Here is a 17136-nt window from a genome sequence, read left to right on the forward strand (position 1 = left end):
CGTTGGTTTGTGACTTCCTCTCAAGGGTCCTGCATACCGAGATCGCTGAGGAGCACCCTCACCAAGGGCAATCCGCCGCTACTTGAGTGCTCCCCTGGTCAGGCCGGACACGAACTGGCGCTGGAAGAAGAGGAACGCCACGATCACCGGCAGGGAGGCCAGCAGTGCGCCGGACAGCAGCATGCCGTATCTGAAGTCGTACGGTCCGATCAGCGACGAGATGCCCAGGTTGATCACGAACATGTTCGGCTCGGTCGTGATGATCAGCGGCCAGAAGAAGTCGTTCCAGAGGCCGAGGAACGTCAGGATGCCGAGCACGGCCACGCCCGGGCGCACGAGCGGCACGATGATCCGCCACCAGATGCCGAACTCCGTCGCGCCATCCACCCGCGCCGCGTCCAGCAGTTCGTTGGGGATCGCGAGGATGTACTGCCGCATCAGGATGATGCCGAACGCTGTCACCGCCCGCGGGATGATCAGGCCTTCGTAGGTGTTGAACCAGTCGAACGCCCGCATGATCTGGAACTGCGGGACCAGCAGCACCTGGCTGGGCAGCAGGATCGTCACCAGCATGATGGTCAGCAGGCTCTTCTTGAACCTGAACTCGTGCTTGGCGAACGCGAACCCCGCCAGCGAGGCGAGGAGCACCGCCAGCACCGTGCCGACGATCGACACGACGGCCGTGTTGAAGGCCCAGCGCAGCAGCGGGAACCCCTGGACGAGCGCGGTCATGTTCTCCGCGGTCCAGGTACGTGGGAACAGCGTGATCGGCTCGCCGAAGATCTCGTCGTTCACCTTGAACGCACCGAACGCCATGTAGAGGTACGGCAGGACCTCGAGCAGCACCCCGCCGATCAGGATGACGTTGACGACGACGAACCCGACGAGCCAGCCTCGCCTGATCCGCGGGCGCGACGGCGGCGGCGTGCTGACGCTCGGCTCGGTCTTGGTGACGGTGGCCATCTTCATTCACCTTTCGCAGCAGCGTCGCTATTCACCTGGCGCCGCCCAGCCGCCGAAGAACCGGATGTTGATCCACGCGACGACGAGCAGGAAGAGCGTCATGACATAGGCGATCGCGCTCGCGTAGCCAACGTTGAAGAACTGGAATCCCTGGTTGTAGATGTACAGCGTCACCGTCAGCGAGGCATCCGACGGGCCACCGCCGGTGAGCAGCAGCGGCAACGCGAACAGGTTGTACGAGCCGATGATCGCCTGCAGTACGACGAACAACGCGATCGGCCGCAACAACGGGGCCGTGATGTACCAGAACTGCTGCCACTTGCTGGCACCGTCGATCTCAGCTGCTTCGTAGTAGTCCTGGTCGATTCCGTTCAGGCCGGCCATCCAGAACAGCGCGTTGATGCCGGTCCAGGTCCAGATGCCGATCAGGACGATCGCGAACATCACCAGCTTGGTGTCCGTCAGCCAGCCGAACGGCCCGACGCCGATCCACCCGAGCCCGGTGTTCAGCAGCCCGAAGTCCTCGTCGAGGATGCGGCTCGCGATGACGGTGATGACCACCTCGGAGGTGAGCACCGGGAAGAAGAACGCCGCGCGGTAGAAACCCTTCCACCGTACGAACTTCGAGTGGATCGCGAGCGCGAGCAGCAGTGAGAGCCCACCGATCAGGAAGATGCTCCCGAGTGCGTAGAACGTCGTGTTCCGCATCGCCATGCCGAAGCGGGCATCGGACAGCAGGTGGACGTAGTTGCCCAGCCCGAAGAAGCTCCGCTCGTCGAAGCCGAACCCCTTGGTGAAGCTGAGCACGAGCGAGTAGACGATCGGGTACAGCCCGAAGATGAGGAACAGCACGAAGAAGGGCGCGATGAACAAGTACGGCGAGAGTTTTCGCTGACGGCGCCACCACCAGTCCCGGACCGGCGCAACGTTCACCGACATTGTGAATCCTCCAGGTCTCCTGCGGGTAGCTATGCCGTCTCGAAGTCGATGATGTTCTCCGCTTCGGACTGCGCGTCGGTCAACGCCCGCTGGGGCGCCGTTCCGGTGTTCTGCATCGCCGGTGTCAGGCCGATCCGGACGCATGCGTCGGTGGTTTCCGGCCAGAACGGCGAGTTGTAGGCCGGGTTGATCTCCGGTGAGACCTCACGGATGATCGAGCCGACCTCCTGTTTGTCGAAGAACTCCAGCGGCTCGGTCAGCTTGGGATCCTCGAACGCCGGGCGATACGTCGGCCAGACCTGGCGTTCGGCGAAGTCGAAGAGTACGGCCTCGGTGTTGGCGTGCTCCCACGCCACGAAGTCGACGGCCTCCTCGACGTGGTCGCTGAGCTTCGACACCGATACGCCGGTGCCGCCCCAGGTCGCCGTCCGCGAGCCGCCGCCTTCGGCCCAGGCGGGCATCGGCATCAGGCGCCACTTGCCCTTGGTCTTCGGCAGGTTCTGCTGGACGAAGCCACTGAACTGCCACGAAGGTCCTTGCAGGGAAGCGATCTGACCCTGTTCGAGTGCGACGTTGTAGGCTTGGCCGAGCGGGCGCAGCGTCGACCAGCCGTCCTTGATCGACCGCTGCATGTACTCCAGCGTGCGGATGCCGGCCTCGTTGTTGAGCGTCGGTTTCCCTTCGCCGTTGAAGAAGCCGCCCTTCTGCTGCAGCGCGAGCATCCACCAGTCGGACCAGCCGGTGTACGCCTGGTCGATCAGGTAGTTGCCGGTGTCGGCGTGGAAGCGCTTGGCCTCTTCGACGAACTGGTCGTGCGAGGTGATCTCGGCGCTGACGCCGGCCTTCTCCCAGACGTCGTGGCGATAGCTCAAAAGGCACGCGTTGAGCTCGTTGCCGATGCCGTACGTCTTGCCCTGCCAGGACCAGGGGTCGGTCGCCGAAGCGTGGTAGAAGTTCTCCCATTCCCCCATCTCGGTCAACTTCGGTTTGAGGTCCACGAACAGCACGTCGCCCTTGATGAACCTGGCGAACTGACTGATCTCGACGTCGACGATATCCGGCCCGCCGGACCCACCCTGCGCCGTCACCAGAAGCTTGTCGTGCATCTGCTGGTACGGGAAGATGATCCAGTCGATCTCGAAGTCGGCGCCCGTCTCTTTCTTGTAGAGCTCGAACGCCTTCTTCTGCCACGCAATCCGCGTGTCGGTGAACGCCCAGAACTGCAGGCGTTTCTTGCCGCTTCCACTGCCACTGCCGCAACCTGACAGCAATGAACCGCCCGACAGGCCGAGCCCGCCGGCCACGGCGCCTTTCAACAGCGTCCTTCTGCTCATTGACGGCATTGGCATTCCCTACGAAGTCCCAACGACGGCCGCATGGTCCATACCGTAGGACCGGCCCGCATAACTGACCAGCCGGGTGACCTGGTTCGGACATTTCCGAAATTTTCGGGGTCCGGGTTACCCCTGGAAAAAGGCATTGCGGTCCTGGCAGTACTGGATAGCGGCCTTGACAGCAGCCGAGGGCTATCCGGGATTTGTCGTCTCGGATAGCCCTCGGATCGCTAATCAGTCAGCCCCGCGGCTATTTCCTATAGCGCCGGGTTGGCGTTTTGCATCAGCTGCTGGAATTGCGCCGAGAACCAGTGCCCGGACAGCGGAGCGTTCGGAAGCGCGCCGGACATGCTGTTCCCGTTGCGGGCGTTGCCGGTGTACGTCGGGTCGCACATCCGGTCGAAGCCCTTGCCCTCGTCGTTGGCGATCGCCGTGCTCGAGCCGTCAGACTCGCCCGGCGGCTTGATCCAGACGTACGCGTCGATGCCGGAAGCCGGCGCCGAACGCGGCCGCTCGCCGAGGCCCGCACCGGACTGGTTGCACCAGTTGCCGGCGTGGATCCTGCGGTCGATCCTGCCACCGTTGACGAACGCGTTGACGTCGGTCATCGGTCCCGGACCGGTCGGACGCGCCGAACCGCCCCAACCGTTACGAGAGGTGTCGATCAACATGCCGATGTTGGAGTCGAAGCCGGACGACACCAGCTGGTTGCGGAACCCCTGAGCGAACGACAGCTCGTCGACGTACTGGTTCCAGTCCACCCAGCTCGACTGCCGGATCGACGTTCCGTTCACCGTGCTGTTGATGGTGAAGTAGGGCTCCTGCAGTGCCGAGTAGTTCGCCGTGTTGGTGATGAACCCGTGCACGTTGTTGATGTTCCCGGACTGCCGCGCGGTCTGAGCCATCAGGTTGGCGGTCGGAGCGAAGTTGGTGTCCCAGCCGAGCCATGCGTGGTGACCGGCGTCGAGGTAGTTGTAGACGTTCGGGATCGCGCCGAACTTCTGCAGGGCGTACGCGATGCCGGCCTGGTAGTTGCCGTTCTGCTGCATCGTGTTGCACATCGCCGTCGCACCCGCGCTGCTGCCGGTGTTGGTGACGAGGTTCGGCAGCGAGTCGATCTCGACGATCAGCACGATCCGCAGGTTCGCGTACGCCGGCCTGGCCAGGATCGCCGCGATCGGGTCGATGTACTGCGTCTTGTACCGGTCGATCTCGGTCGGGCCGAGCTCACCGTTGGAGGCGAGCGCCGAACAGTCGCGGCCCGGCAGGTCGTAGATGACGAACTGGACGAGGGTCGCGCCCTGCGACACCGCTCGGTCCAGGTGAGCGGCCACTCCCATGCCGCCGTTGACGCCGTTGATGGCGGCGATCCGGTCGAGCCAGACACCCGTCGGCTGGTTGGAGATCCGGCTGCCGCCGGACTCGGCTGCGGCCTGAACGGACCATTCGGGGTTCACGTATGGCCGCGCGCCCTGGTACGGATTGTTCAGGCGGTTGCCCGGCGCGGGTGTGGTCGGCGTCGACGTCGGTGTCGTCGGCGTCACCGTCGGCGTGCTCGTCGGGTCGGGCTGGCCTGTGCAGACCGCGCCGTTCAGCGTGAACTGCGAGGGAGTCGCGTTGGTGCCGGAGTAGTTGGCGTTGAAGCCCATGGTGGTGCTCGCGTTCGTGCCGAGACTGCCGTTCCATGCGGCGTTGGCCAGCATGACCTGCTGGCCGGTCTGGGTGTAGCTGCTACTCCAGCTCTGAGTGATCTGCTGGTTGCCGGCGAACGTCCACCCCAGCTGCCAACTGGTGACCGGGTCACCGACGTTGGTGAGGGTGATGTTGGCGGTGAAGCCGGTATTCCATTGGTTGACGGCGTAGTCGACCCGGCAACCAGGCGCCGCGCTGGCCTGATTGGCCACGACACCGGCCATCACGACGCACAGAACCAGGGCTGTAGCGACCGCGACGACCCCACGCCGGAGGCTGGTGCCACTACCTCCGGGGGCGGAGCGAAGACCCATCTGGGTTTCTCCTCTCGGACACAGAACGCGGGCGGCCGGGCAAACAGCCCGTACCGGACCACGGCATTTAGGAAGTGCTGGATGAGGTGCGGAGATGCTGCGTAGACAAATCGTGGGAGCGCTCCCACCCGCACCATAGACCTGTCGGCGGCAGGCTGTAAAGAGGTTGTTACACAGGACCCACGTCCCTGCCGGAAATCCGGTATCGATCGGGCGGAATCAATCGTGGAAAATCGTCACGCACAAACCGAATTGGATATCACCATCGCCGAAATACGACGGAATTCGGCGGGCTGCCGCGACCTGGAGACGAGTACGGGCAGGACCAGCCGCCGGGGGCGACAACGTCTGGTCCTGCCCGTGAATGTGGCTACTGGGTCCTCTCCGCAACGCGCCCGGAATCCACCGCACCCCGGCCGCTGGGCGGCAGCTCGAAGTGGTGATAGGTGATCCGTCAGGCGACGTCCCCAGCCTTCACGGGCACCACGGTCCGCCATCGATCGTGCGGAAATCTTGCGTAAACCTTGAATCCGCCGTACGCCCACGTGATGTGATGGTCCAGACTTGCACTGAACGACTGCCGTTGAACGTGGGAACTACACGAGGGGTCGTCACCACGCAGCGAGGGTGAGGGGTCGCGGGTGTCGCAGGGTACGGCTTCACCGCCTGGTGCGGTGGAGTTCCGGTTGCTGGGGGAGATCGAGGCACGAATCGCCGGCCGGCCAATGGATCTCGGCCACACCAGAAGGCGTTGTGTGCTGGTCGTCATGCTCATCGACGCCAACCGCGCGGTGCCGGTCGATCGGCTGGTCGATCGGATCTGGGCGGATCACCCGCCTCAGGGCGTCCGAAACGTGCTCTATTCGTACCTTTCCAGGCTGCGGCAGTCGCTGGCCGGGGCCGAGGAGGTCAGCATCGCCCGGCAGTCCGGCGGTTATGTCCTGAATGTCGATCCCGAGACCGTGGATTTGCACCGTTTCCGCAGCCTGATCGGCAAAGCCCGCAATGTCTCCTCCGATGACAAACAGGCATTGACGTTCTACGAAGAGGCGCTCGCGCTGTGGCAGGGCGAGCCGTTCCCGACCCTCGACACTCCGTGGTTCAACACGATCCGGGACAGTCTGGAAAAAGAACGGTTCGCGGTCGAACTCGAGCGAAACGACCTGCAGCTTCGGGCGGGGCGGCACTCCCAGCTGCTGGCCGAGCTCTCCCGCAGCGCGACCTCCCATCCACTGGACGAGCGGCTGGCCGGGCAGCTGATGCTCACGCTCTACCGCAGTGGACGGGCCGCCGACGCGCTCGACCACTACGAACGGCTGCGCGGCCAGCTCGCCAACGAGCTCGGCACCGACCCGAGCCCGCCGCTGCAACAGCTCCACCAGCAGATCCTCGTCGCCGACCCGGGGCTCAGCGCACCGGCCGGCCAGGCCGTGCTCGGCGGCCCGCCGCCCGCGGCGAGCAGCGCTCTTCCCGTACCCCGGCAGCTGCCCGCGCCGCCGCGGCTGTTCACCGGCCGCTCGCGTGAGCTCGCGGAGCTCAGCGCCGGGTTGAGCGTCGAGGACGGCCAGACCATGGCGGTGGCGACGATCGGCGGCGCCGGCGGGATCGGCAAGACCTGGCTCGCGCTGCAGTGGGCGCACACCAACCTCGACCGCTTCCCCGACGGCCAGCTCTACGTCAACCTGCGCGGCTTCGACCCCAAGAGCTCTCCGATGCCGGCCGGCGTGGCGATCCGCGCGTTCCTCGACGCGCTGGGCGTCGAGCCGGCGCTCGTACCCGCTGACCTGGAGGCGCAGACCGGGCTCTACCGCAGCCTGGCCTCCGGCAGGCGCCTGCTGATCGTTCTCGACAACGCCCGCGACACCACCCAGGTCGAGCCGCTGCTGCCGGGCAGCCCGAGCTGCGTCGTGCTGGTCACCTCGCGCAACCAGCTCGACGGCCTGGTCACGACGTACGGCGGTCGGCCGGTGTCGCTGGACGTCCTCGACCGTTCGGAGGCCTGGGACCTGCTGGCCCGGCGGCTCGGCCAGCAGCGCGTCGCCGCCGAGCCGGAAGCCGTCGACTCCCTGCTCGAGCGTTGTGCGGGGCTGCCGCTCGCGCTCGGCGTGATCGCGGCGCGGGCCGTGTCGCACCCCGCCCTGCCGCTCGCCGAGCTGGCCGACGAGTTGCTCGAGGCGACCAGCCGGCTGGAGGCGCTCAGCACTGGCGACCTCACCACCAACCTCTACGCCGTCTTCACCTCGTCCTACGACGCGCTCGACCCCGAGCCCGCGATGGTGTTCCGGCTGCTCGGCCTCTCCCCCGGCCCCGACATCGACCTGCACGCGGTGGCCAACCTGACCGGCATGTCACCGGGCCAGGCCCGCAACGTCCTGCGCGGCCTGCACAGCGCGCACCTGGTGCACCAGTACGCGCGCGGGCGCTATCGCATGCACGACCTGCTGCGGTTGTACGCCCTGGACCGGGCGCGCGAAGACCTGCCACCGGAGGAGTCGGAAGCGGCCCTGCGCCGGCTGGTGGAGTTCTACATCCACACCGCCCACGCCGGTAACCAGCTCCTGGTGCCCTACGGGTGGCGCGCGGACATCGGGCCCGCCTTCGGCTTCAGCCCACAGCCGTTGCCTGACCGCGACGCGGCGATCGCGTGGTTCGACGCCGAGCTCCAGTGCCTGCTGGCCGCCCAGCATGCCGCCGTAGAGCACGGCTGGTACCGCCTGGTGTGGCAGCTGAGCCAGACGCTCGTCCAGTTCTGTGTCTGGCGCGGCCACCACGACGACAACGTGACGCTGTGCCGGGCCGGACTGGCAGCGGCGCAACGACTGGGCGAGCCCGCCTCGCTGGCCCGAGCGCACCTGAACCTCGGAACGGCGCACGGCCGGTTGCGCGCGCGGGCCGAGGCGCTGGACGAGCTGCGGCAGGCGCTGACGTTGTTCCACCAACTGCGCGACCCGGTGGGGCAGGCGCAGACGCACATCGTGCTGGCGGCCGTGCACGGCGGGGTCGGCGACTACCAGCAGGCGCTGGACCATTCGTCGCTCGCGCTCGATCTCCGTACCGCCACTGGTGACGTACGAGGACAGGCTGCCGCGTTGAACGCCGTGGGCTGGTTCCACGCGCGGCTCGGCACGTACGACAAGGGACGTGAGTACTGCCAGCAGGCGCTGGAACTGCTGCGCCAGGTCGACGACCAACTCGGGGTGGCGGCGACGCTCGACAGCCTTGGATATCTGCACCAGCAGGCCGGCGACCACGAGACAGCGCTGGATCACTTCTACGACGCGCTGGCGGTGTGGCGAGAGCACGGCCACACCTACGACCAGCCGGAGACGCTGGTGCGAGTCGGCGACACGTACGCCGCACTGGGACGCACGACCGACTCGCGAAGAGTGCTGCAGCAGGCGATCGACCTCTACCTGGACCAGCACCGGGACGCCGAGGCGAACCTCGTACAGAAGCGGCTGGACTCTAGTTTCTGAGGTACACCTGCGGGTCGGTGCTGTGGGGACGGCCGGCCAGCCAGCGCGCGAAACCTTCCGGATCCCGTTCGGCCAGTTCGTCGAGGACGAGCCGGCGGATCTCCGCGATCATCCCGATCGTCGACGGGAAGCGGTCGGTGCGCAGCTTGTCACCGGTGATCCGCCAGATCCGGCAGAGCTGCTCGTCGGAGGCCTGGTGAACGGCGGCGGCCATGTCGGCGTTCGACCAGGAGGTCATCTCGTACAACGGCCGGCGTTTCTTTCCGCGCCCGCGACCGGCCGGCGGTGACGCGAGGACCACGGTGACCGCGACGAGCGTCATCGCGGCCACGCCCAGCAGGGTCCAGAGCAACCAGGTGTTGGGATCGGCCGGCATGGCGGAGCTCCACGGAAGGGGGTCGGCAAGCGGTACCCCCGCCTCGTTCGGCTATTCGTTCCTGCTCCAACTGCTTGCCGGCAAGGGCTCCGGCGTTGGCTCGCCGGGCTCCTTGGGCTCGGGCCGGTCGGGGTCGGGGTCGGGCAGATCGGGCGCCGGCGGCTCGTGCGGAACGCCTGGGTTCGGCGGCTCGGGTATGTCAGGTGCCGGCGGGGTGTCCGGGATGTCCGGGCCCGGCTCGTGGGGATCGCTCATGAGTTTCTCCTTCCTGGGCGGTCAGGCCGAGCTGCGGCCGACGTCGAATCGCTGCTGGTACCAGGCGTACGCCTCTTCCAGCAGATCGTCGTGCAGGTAGGCGACGGGCTCGACGTCGACGACCAGGGGCTCGTCGTCCGGGCCGCGGCCGACCACCCGGCCGCGCAGGATCCAGCCGTGGTGGTCGGCACCGCGGTCGGACAGATGGAGGTACTGGCACAGCTGACGCGCCAGCCAGTCGCGTATCGAGCGGGTCCACCAGGCTTCGGCGTCGAGCCGGTTCACCGAGAGGCCGGGCAGCTCCAGGCCGCTCTCGTAGTCGACGCTGGTGCGCTCGAGGTCGTGGTCGGGGCCTTTGGAGTAGCGCACGAACAGGCCTGGGGTCTCCGCCACCAGAACGGAGAGCTCCTGGAGGCTGGCAACAGCTGCGAGCTGATCGCCGGTACGGGCGTCGTCCATGCCTTCGCCGTACCCCGGCGTTCGCCCGGCAACCGCGCCGGAAACGTTGCAGGGCGCTGCTGGTTGGTCCGTTATTTGCCTGCGTCAGTCAACGAATTTAACCTGGACGGATGAACCGCTTGGCGAACTTGCTTGGTGCCCAAGCGCTCGCGCTGACCGATCGGCTGCTCACGGCCGGGCCGGGGACTCGCGCGGAGGGGGCCGGCTCGGAGCGGGCGGCGCTGGTGACGCTGCTCGCGCATCCCGGTCAGCCGGCGTCGTCGCTCGGTGAGGTGCTGGGGTTGACGAGCTCGGGGACCACCCGGCTGCTCGACCGGCTGGTGGCCGCCGGCTGGGCGACGCGGGAGCCGGGTATCGACGCGCGCAGCCGGCGGATCCGGTTGACTCATGCCGGACGGAGACAGGCCCGGGCCGTCCTGCGAGCACGGCAGGCGGCGATGTCGCAGGTGCTCGAACAGCTGTCGGCCGACGACCGCGCGGAGCTGGAACGCCTGCTCGGCCTCGTCGTCGCCGGGCTGGCGGACACCAGGTCACCTGCGTTGCGGGTGTGCCGGCTCTGCGATCGGGCCGCCTGCGCGTCGGCCGGCGCGGAATGCCCGCTCGAGCACACGGTGGTGGGTGCCGATGACTGAGCTCTCGCAGCGCCCCTCTCGGTCGCGGCCTCGGCCGGCCGCCGCACGTACGGTGGTGCCGGGCGCGGCGATGATCGCGGTCAGCTATGGCCTGGCCCGCTACGGCTACGGGCTGCTGCTGCCGGAGATGCAGTCCGAGCTGGCGATCGGACCTGGCACCGCGGGCCTGATCTCCTCTGGCACCTATCTGTCGTACCTGCTGGCGAACATCGGGTCGGTGTGGGTGAACGGCCGCTTCGGTGCGCGGGTGACGATCGGGCTCGCCGCCGCGTTGGCGACGACCGGGATGGCGGCGATCGCGGTCGCCACCAGCGCACCCGTTCTTGCCGCCGGTGTGCTGGTCGCGGGCGCGGCGGCCGGCTTGGCCCTGCCCCCGTACGCCGATCTCGTGGCCAGGCAGGTTCCGGAGAGCATCCGTGACATCGCGTGGTCCACGATCAGCTCGGGCACCGGCTGGGGTGTCGCGATCGCCGGGCCCATCGCCATCGTCGCCGGTGACGGCTGGCGATTGGCGTGGGGCGGCTTCGTCCTGCTCGCGATCGCGGTCGGCGCGGCGGCGGCCCTGCTCACTCCGCGCGCCGACGCCCGGGCGGGGACCGGGCGGATCCGGCGGCCACAGTTGAGCTGGACCTGGTTCTTCTGCCCCAAGTCGCGCCCGTTGCTCGTCTCCGCTGTGCTGATCGGCGCCGGCAGCGCGGTGTGGTGGGTCTTCAGCGTCGACGCCCTGCGCGCTGCCGGGCTGGACCCGACGCCGGCCCGGATCGTCTACGCCGTCTGCGGTGCGGCCGGAGTGCTGGGCTCGTTCAGCGGCGCCGCGTTCGCCCGGTTCGGCTTGCGCCGGGGCTACCTCGCCTCGTGTGCACTGCTGGCTGCCTCGCTGGCGACGCTCGGGCTCGCGACCGGCCGCCTGCTCGCCGCGCTGCTCGCGGCGGTCCTGTTCGGCGTCTTCTACAACAGCGTGATCGCCGCCCAGCTGATCTGGAGTTCACGGGTGTTCGCCGACCACCCGGCCGCCGGCCTCGCGGCGGTCAACTCCGCTCTGACGCTCGGCACGCTGGCCGGCCCGGTCGTCGCCGGCGTCCTGATCACCCACGCGGGTCACCCGGCGACACTGATCGCGGCCGCGTCGGTCACGCTCGCCGCGCTCACGTTCTGCCCACCGAGCCCGCGCCGGCAGCTGATCCTCGCGGCACATCGGTGCCGTGCCGCCAAGGCGCGGCCCTGAGCCGTCGCTGACGCAAAACGACAGGGCTCACGTGCCGCCCGCCCGGCGTTTCTGCGCGGGCGAAGGCGTACCCACGAGGCACAATTGCCGGATGCGACGCCAGTCCGACCGTTCCGCGTGGTTTGTCACATGACCACGCAGCGCCACATCCGCGCCGTCCCGAACTGCACCTGTGAGCCCTCGGGATCCCTCCACGCACCGGACTGCGCGATCGCGCGGGCAGGCCTCGACAACAGCCCAGCCCTGACCGCCGACCAGGTTGAGACGCTCGCCGCCGCGGTCCTCGCCTTCACCGACCGCTACGACCGGCCGCAGGGCAAGCGCCAGCGCCTCACGGCCGACAAGAAAGAGACGATCCGGCACGCCATCGACCTCGCCGAAACCCTGCTCGGCACCGAACACCGCAACGGCACCTGGTGACGAGCCTGGTTTGGTAAGGATGGCCGGCGCGCTCGGTCAGCCGAAGTCGAGGGTGGCCACGATCGGTGCGTGATCGGAGTCCTCGGCCTTGCGGCGGGTCGCGGGGTCATCGTCGATCGAGGGGAGGCGGCGGTCGATCAGACTACGCACCGACTGCACCGTGCCCTTCAGGCGATGGCTCACGAAGATGTGGTCGATCAGCTCGCCGCGGCCCTTGTAGACCCGCGAGAAGCGTTCCTCCGCGGCGATCAGCGGCGCCAGGTTCCACAACCGGTCGCCGTCGCCGGAGTCTGGGCGGGCCTCTCCCGTGGTGCCGAACTCCGAGCCGGCCGGTCCCTGGACGACCTGGGTCGTCGCCGCTTCGATGCCGTCGTTGAAGTCGCCGAGGACGATCGCCGCGCGGCGCTGACCCTCACCTGAAAGCAGCAGATCGGCCAGCCGGCGTACGGAATAGGCCTCGGCCGCCCGCCGCCCGAGCGCGTAGACGGCGTACCGTCCGCGCTCGCCTTCGTCCTTCGGCTGGAACCGGCCGCCTGGATAGCTGATCAGCTTCGACTTCAGATGGCAGACCATCACGTCCAGCCGTTGCCCGCCGGCAAGCACCCTTACGTGCAGTGCTCCCCGCCCCATCCGGTCGACGGTCGAGTCGTCGGAGACCTGGATCGGACGCAGCGGCCGCGGGAACGCGCTCCAGCCGCGGCTGCCGACGACGTCGAGACGCGTCAGCACCGCGACCCGGATGCCGCGCTGGTCCGGTTCGTCCGAGCAGACCTGGTTGAGCAGGCCGAGCTCCGGGCTGAGGAGCTCGACGAGGTCGCCCAACGCCTCCTTGCTCCCCACTTCCTGCAGCCCGATCACGTCCGGGCGGATCGAGACGATCGTGGCCGCGAGCGCGTTCAGTTTGCGGCGATACGTCTCCTCATCCGGTGGGCCGAACTCCGTCCCCGGACGGTACAGGTTCTCCACGTTCCACGTAGCAACGACGACCACAGCGCCCCCTGGCAAAGGAAAGTCCTGCTAGCTAGACAGAGATCAGACCTCCGAGTTACGCGTGACCAGAAGCGGCCATTCGGACTGACCAGGATGAGCCCGTCGGATCGAAACGGTTGACTCCGTAAAGTCTCTGCCTCTACCTTGCCTGTCAACGTTGAAAACGCAATCGAGCAAGGAGAGCGCCGATGCCATGGACAGGCGTGCACCAGAGCCGGCGCTCCTTTCTGGGCGGCCTTGCCGCAGCCGGCGCCGGGCTGCTGACGGCCGGGACGTTGAGCTCGTGCTCCGGTTCGGTGATGTCGGTCGCCGGCAAGACGCAGGTCAGGTTCTGGAACCTGTTCGAGGGCGGCGAATTCCCAATTTTGCAAGAGATGTACGCCCCGTTCCGGCGCGACAACCCTGACATCGACCTGAAACCGGTCACGCTGTCGTGGGGCCAGCCGTACTACACCAAGCTCGCGATGGCATCGACCGGCGGCCGGGCGCCCGAGGTCGCCATCGCGCACTTGTCGCGGTCGAAGGCGTTCACCGACGGCGGCCTGTTGCAGCCGTTCGACCTCGCGCTGCTGGAGGAGCTCGGCATCACCGAGCAGGACTTCAACCCCGCCTTGTGGAAACAAGGAACGCGGGACGGCGAGCTCTACACCATCCCGCTCGACAGCCATCCCCTGCTGGCGTTCTACAACACCGAGCTCTGCAAGCAGGTCGGCCTCCTCGACGGCCAGGGCAAGCTCACCGGGCTCGACACTCCGGACAACTACCTCGCCGCCGGACGCGAACTGGCCAAGGCGACCAAGGGCTTCGGCTACTCCCAGGGCGGCACCTGGCGTACGTTCTGGACGTTCTTCGGCCAGTCCGGCGGCAAGCTGTCGATCCCGAAGAACAACGATCCTTCCGCGTTCTCCATCGACACCGACATCGCGATCGACACGCTGGAGTTCATGAAGAAGGTCCACGACGGCACCGTCTCCCCCAAGGTCGACGGCTCCGACCAGTACGCCATGTTCGTGTCCAAGAAGTCCGGCGTGCTGTTCGGCGGCACGTGGAGCCTCGCGACGTTGCGCGACACCGACATCAAGCTCGACGCCGCGCCGTACCCGAAGATCTTCGAGCAGCCCGGTGCGTTCTCCGACTCGCACAGCTTCGTGCTCCCGTTCCAGAAACACGTGAACGAGAAGGGGCGGGTCGCGGCCCACAAGTTCGTCGCCCACATGCTGAAGGTCGGCACGATCTGGGCGACGGCCGGGCACCTTCCGGCGTACCTTCCGACCAGGGACTCCGAGGAGTTCCGCAAGATGGTGCCCCAATCGCATTACCAGGAAGCCGGCGACAACCTCTTCCTCGGACCGGACGCCTGGTTCGCAGGCGCGGGCTCGAGCTTCGAGACGCAGACCGAGCAGATCCTGCAGTCCGCGTTGCTGGGTCAGATCAGCTCCAAGCAAGCGATCGAGCAGGTCCGGACCTCGACCATCAAGCTGATCAAATCCCCAAGCCCGCTGTAGAGAACGGGACAGAACACATGGCAACTGTTGCTCTGGACAAGAGTGCGGCCAGGTCTCCCTGGTACAGCCGGCTCTGGAACTCCGGCTCGCTGTTCGTCGCGCCGTTCCTGGTGGTCTTCGCGCTGTTCCTGGTGTGGCCGATCATCTCCGGCTTCGTGATGAGCTTCACCGACGCCAGCCTGAACGACCGGCCGGTGCAGTTCGTCGGTCTCGCCAACTACGTCGAGGCGCTGGGCGACCCGGCGGCGTGGGAGACGCTGTGGAACACCGTGTGGTTCACGATCATGACGACCGTTCCGATGATCGTGATCCCACTGCTGTTCGCGTTGCTGACCAATCTCGGCTTCCCCGGCCAGTGGCTGTGGCGGATGTCGTTCTTCGCACCGTTCCTGCTGCCGGTCACCGTCGTCACCATCTTCTGGGGCTGGATGTACCACGCCGACTTCGGCCTGGCGAACGCGTTCCTGGAGAACATCGGCCTGGACCGGGTGGCGTGGCTGCAGGACGAGAAGTACGCCATGCTCTCGGTCGCGATCACCACGGTGTGGTGGACGCTCGGCTTCAACTACCTGCTCTATCTCGCCGCCCTGCAGGACATTCCGCAGCACCTGTACGAAGCCGCGGCGATCGACGGCGCCGGCGGGTGGCGGCAGCTGTGGTCGATCACGTTGCCGATGCTCGGCCGGATCACCGGGCTGATCGCGGTGCTGCAGCTGATCGCGTCGCTCAAGGTGTTCGACCAGATCTACCTGATGACCCGCGGCGGCCCGAACGGCGCGACCCGGCCCGTACTCCTGTACGTGTACGACGTCGGCTTCTCGGGATTCCGGCTCGGCTACGCCGCGGCGATCTCGTACCTCGTGTTCGCCGTCATCGTCATCCTGTCGCTTGGCCAGCTCAAGCTGTTCTCCCGTTCGAGTGACCGGTAACCGGTAAGGAGTAGGCCAGTGGCAACTCAGACGACTACCGCGGAAGCCCTTCCGGGCGTCAGCGCTACTCCGGCCCGGGCTCGCATGGCAGGCGGCAGCTCCCGCCGCGTCAACCCGTGGCGGGTGCTCGGCATGCTGTCGCTGATCGTGTTCGCGGCGCTGTGGCTGGTGCCGTTCGCGTGGAGCATCCTGACCTCGTTCAAGTCCGAGCAGGACGCCGTGCACGTGCCGGTGCATATCCTGCCGGACGGCGCCTTCAACCTCGAGGCGTACCGGCGGGTGATCGAGCAGGGCAACCTGATCGTCTGGTTCACCAACAGCGTCGTGGTGGCCGTGCTCGTGACTGTCCTGTCGGTGGCGATCTCGGCTCTGGCGGCCTACGGCTTCTCCAGGATGTTGTTCCGCGGCCGCAAGCTGCTGTTGGCGATCACGCTGGCGTCCATCATGGTGCCGGGGCAGCTGCTGATCGTGCCGTTGTTCCAGCAGATGGTGTCGTTCGAGCTCGTCGACACCTACTGGGGCATCGTGCTGCCGCAGCTGGTGCACCCCGTGATCGTCTACATCCTGAAGAAGTTCTTCGACGGCATCCCGCGCGAGCTCGAGGAGTCCGCCCGCATGGACGGCGCCGGCCCGCTGCGCATCTTCTGGTCGATCATCGTGCCGCTGTCCCGGCCCGTGCTCGCGGCCGTGTCCATCTTCCTGTTCATCGGCGCGTGGAACAACTTCCTCTGGCCGTTCATCGTCACCAGCAACCCCGACCTGATGACCCTGCCCGTCGGCCTCGCGAACGTCCGCAGCGGCTACGGCCTACAGTACGCCCAGAACTCCGCCGCCGCGATGCTGGCCGCACTCCCCCTGCTCGTGGTGTTCGTCTTCTTCCAACGCCAAATCGTCCGCGGCGTGGCCACGACCGGACTCGCGGGCCAGTGACGGGTTACGCAGATCCTCTCGACAAGGAAAGGTCGTTCAAAACCGCCAGCGCCGGGGCCCAGCACATAGCCACGGTGTCACGGTCCGGCTCGAGTCCCTTGCTCAGTTGGTGCCGTGGATGGACGAGGTTGCGGTAGTCGCGTACGACGTGCGCGAACTCCTTGGCGTCGATCTGGATCCAGCCATCCTCGTGCGCGACATTGATCAAGTTCGCGAGTGGCGCCTTCTCCATCGAGCCGGCGCGGTCGCGGTTGTGCTCAGCCAGCACTGCCAGAAGCATCCCTTCGACGAAACTGCCGATACCGATAAGGGCTAGCTGTTGCCGGTCATGAGGTTGGTGACGTTGGTTGGGAGTCGGGTGGCTGGGGGTTGGTTTCCGGCGGCGGTGTGTGGTCGATGGTAGTTGTAGTGGATGTTCCAGACGTGGATGGCTTGTGTGCGGTGGGTTTCTGACTGCCAGATGCGGGCGTAGAGGAGTACTTCGGCCAGGATGCGCTGGTAGCGTTCGACTTTGCCGTTGTGGCGTGGGGTGAAGGGTCGGATCCGTTGATGCCTGGCCGCTTCACAGATCGCTTGGGCGAAGATCGCGGAGCGGTAGCAGCCGCCGTTGTCGGTGATCACGCGGGTGATCCGGTGGATGCCGTGGGCGGCGAAGAACGCCCGGGCGCGGTGCCAGAACCCGGCCGCGGTGACACCT

The 17136-nt window shown here is 67.1% G+C and carries 17 protein-coding genes; 8 read left to right on the plus strand and 9 right to left on the minus strand.

Annotated features, from left to right (window positions below):
• Positions 1-78: 78 nt before the first annotated feature.
• The 4 genes from ACYVF6_RS43125 to ACYVF6_RS43140 all read right to left on the minus strand — a co-directional run bounded on the left by ACYVF6_RS43125 (position 79) and on the right by ACYVF6_RS43140 (position 5242).
• Positions 79-963, minus strand: a complete 885-nt coding sequence (locus tag ACYVF6_RS43125) for a carbohydrate ABC transporter permease (protein WP_460531843.1) — start codon at positions 961-963, stop codon at positions 79-81.
• 27 nt (positions 964-990) lie between these two features.
• Entirely contained in the window at positions 991-1902 is a 912-nt protein-coding gene (locus tag ACYVF6_RS43130) for a carbohydrate ABC transporter permease (RefSeq protein ID WP_460531846.1), read from the minus strand.
• Between the two features lie 29 nt (positions 1903-1931).
• Complete coding sequence (locus ACYVF6_RS43135; protein ID WP_460531849.1) at positions 1932-3236, minus strand: ABC transporter substrate-binding protein; 1305 nt, start codon at positions 3234-3236, stop codon at positions 1932-1934.
• A gap of 257 nt (positions 3237-3493) precedes the next feature.
• A complete protein-coding gene (locus ACYVF6_RS43140) occupies positions 3494-5242 on the minus strand; it encodes a glycoside hydrolase family 6 protein (protein WP_460531852.1) in 1749 nt (582 codons plus the stop codon).
• A gap of 641 nt (positions 5243-5883) precedes the next feature.
• Here ACYVF6_RS43140 and ACYVF6_RS43145 point away from each other — a divergent pair.
• Positions 5884-8718, plus strand: coding sequence for an AfsR/SARP family transcriptional regulator (locus tag ACYVF6_RS43145; RefSeq protein WP_460531855.1), 2835 nt, complete (start codon positions 5884-5886; stop codon positions 8716-8718).
• Here the strand turns inward: ACYVF6_RS43145 and ACYVF6_RS43150 are convergent.
• From ACYVF6_RS43150 to ACYVF6_RS43160, 3 genes are read right to left on the minus strand one after another with little or no spacing between them, the layout of a single operon-like run.
• Complete coding sequence (locus ACYVF6_RS43150) at positions 8708-9094, minus strand: hypothetical protein (protein WP_460531858.1); 387 nt, start codon at positions 9092-9094, stop codon at positions 8708-8710. The genes ACYVF6_RS43145 and ACYVF6_RS43150 overlap by 11 nt on opposite strands.
• A 51-nt stretch (positions 9095-9145) precedes the next feature.
• Positions 9146-9349, minus strand: coding sequence for a hypothetical protein (locus tag ACYVF6_RS43155; protein ID WP_460531860.1), 204 nt, complete (start codon positions 9347-9349; stop codon positions 9146-9148).
• Positions 9350-9370: 21 nt separating this feature from the next.
• On the minus strand, positions 9371-9808 hold the full coding sequence (locus ACYVF6_RS43160; RefSeq protein ID WP_460531863.1) for a DUF6098 family protein: 438 nt from the start codon (positions 9806-9808) through the stop codon (positions 9371-9373).
• 110 nt (positions 9809-9918) lie between these two features.
• On the opposite strand from ACYVF6_RS43160, the gene ACYVF6_RS43165 reads away from it, so the two are divergent.
• From ACYVF6_RS43165 to ACYVF6_RS43175, 3 genes are all read left to right on the plus strand, one after another.
• Positions 9919-10440 carry a MarR family winged helix-turn-helix transcriptional regulator gene (locus ACYVF6_RS43165; RefSeq protein WP_460531866.1) on the plus strand — a complete coding sequence of 174 codons (522 nt, stop codon included), beginning with the start codon at positions 9919-9921 and terminating at the stop codon, positions 10438-10440.
• Entirely contained in the window at positions 10433-11665 is a 1233-nt protein-coding gene (locus ACYVF6_RS43170; RefSeq protein ID WP_460531869.1) for an MFS transporter, read from the plus strand. The genes ACYVF6_RS43165 and ACYVF6_RS43170 overlap by 8 nt, the downstream gene beginning before the upstream one ends.
• Before the next feature lie 129 nt (positions 11666-11794).
• Positions 11795-12085 carry a hypothetical protein gene (locus tag ACYVF6_RS43175; protein ID WP_460531872.1) on the plus strand — a complete coding sequence of 97 codons (291 nt, stop codon included), beginning with the start codon at positions 11795-11797 and terminating at the stop codon, positions 12083-12085.
• A gap of 36 nt (positions 12086-12121) precedes the next feature.
• Here ACYVF6_RS43175 and ACYVF6_RS43180 read toward each other — a convergent pair whose 3' ends face one another.
• Positions 12122-13075, minus strand: a complete 954-nt coding sequence (locus ACYVF6_RS43180; RefSeq protein ID WP_460531875.1) for an endonuclease/exonuclease/phosphatase family protein — start codon at positions 13073-13075, stop codon at positions 12122-12124.
• A 188-nt stretch (positions 13076-13263) separates the two neighbouring features.
• On the opposite strand from ACYVF6_RS43180, the gene ACYVF6_RS43185 reads away from it, so the two are divergent.
• The 4 genes from ACYVF6_RS43185 (at position 13264) to ACYVF6_RS43200 (ending at position 16755) form a co-directional block, all read left to right on the plus strand.
• Positions 13264-14580 carry a type 2 periplasmic-binding domain-containing protein gene (locus tag ACYVF6_RS43185; protein ID WP_460531877.1) on the plus strand — a complete coding sequence of 439 codons (1317 nt, stop codon included), beginning with the start codon at positions 13264-13266 and terminating at the stop codon, positions 14578-14580.
• Positions 14581-14597: 17 nt separating this feature from the next.
• Positions 14598-15509 carry a carbohydrate ABC transporter permease gene (locus ACYVF6_RS43190; RefSeq protein ID WP_460531880.1) on the plus strand — a complete coding sequence of 304 codons (912 nt, stop codon included), beginning with the start codon at positions 14598-14600 and terminating at the stop codon, positions 15507-15509.
• An 18-nt stretch (positions 15510-15527) separates the two neighbouring features.
• Positions 15528-16439, plus strand: a complete 912-nt coding sequence (locus ACYVF6_RS43195) for a carbohydrate ABC transporter permease (RefSeq protein WP_460531883.1) — start codon at positions 15528-15530, stop codon at positions 16437-16439.
• Between the two features lie 118 nt (positions 16440-16557).
• Positions 16558-16755: a hypothetical protein gene (locus ACYVF6_RS43200; protein ID WP_460531886.1), complete on the plus strand. Its 198-nt coding sequence runs from the start codon at positions 16558-16560 to the stop codon at positions 16753-16755.
• On the opposite strand, the gene ACYVF6_RS43205 is transcribed toward ACYVF6_RS43200, so the two are convergent.
• On the minus strand, positions 16752-17136 hold a 385-nt coding region (locus ACYVF6_RS43205), incomplete at its 5' end, for an integrase core domain-containing protein (protein ID WP_460531890.1). The genes ACYVF6_RS43200 and ACYVF6_RS43205 overlap by 4 nt on opposite strands.

The sequence above is a fragment of the Flindersiella endophytica genome, from assembly GCF_054779015.1.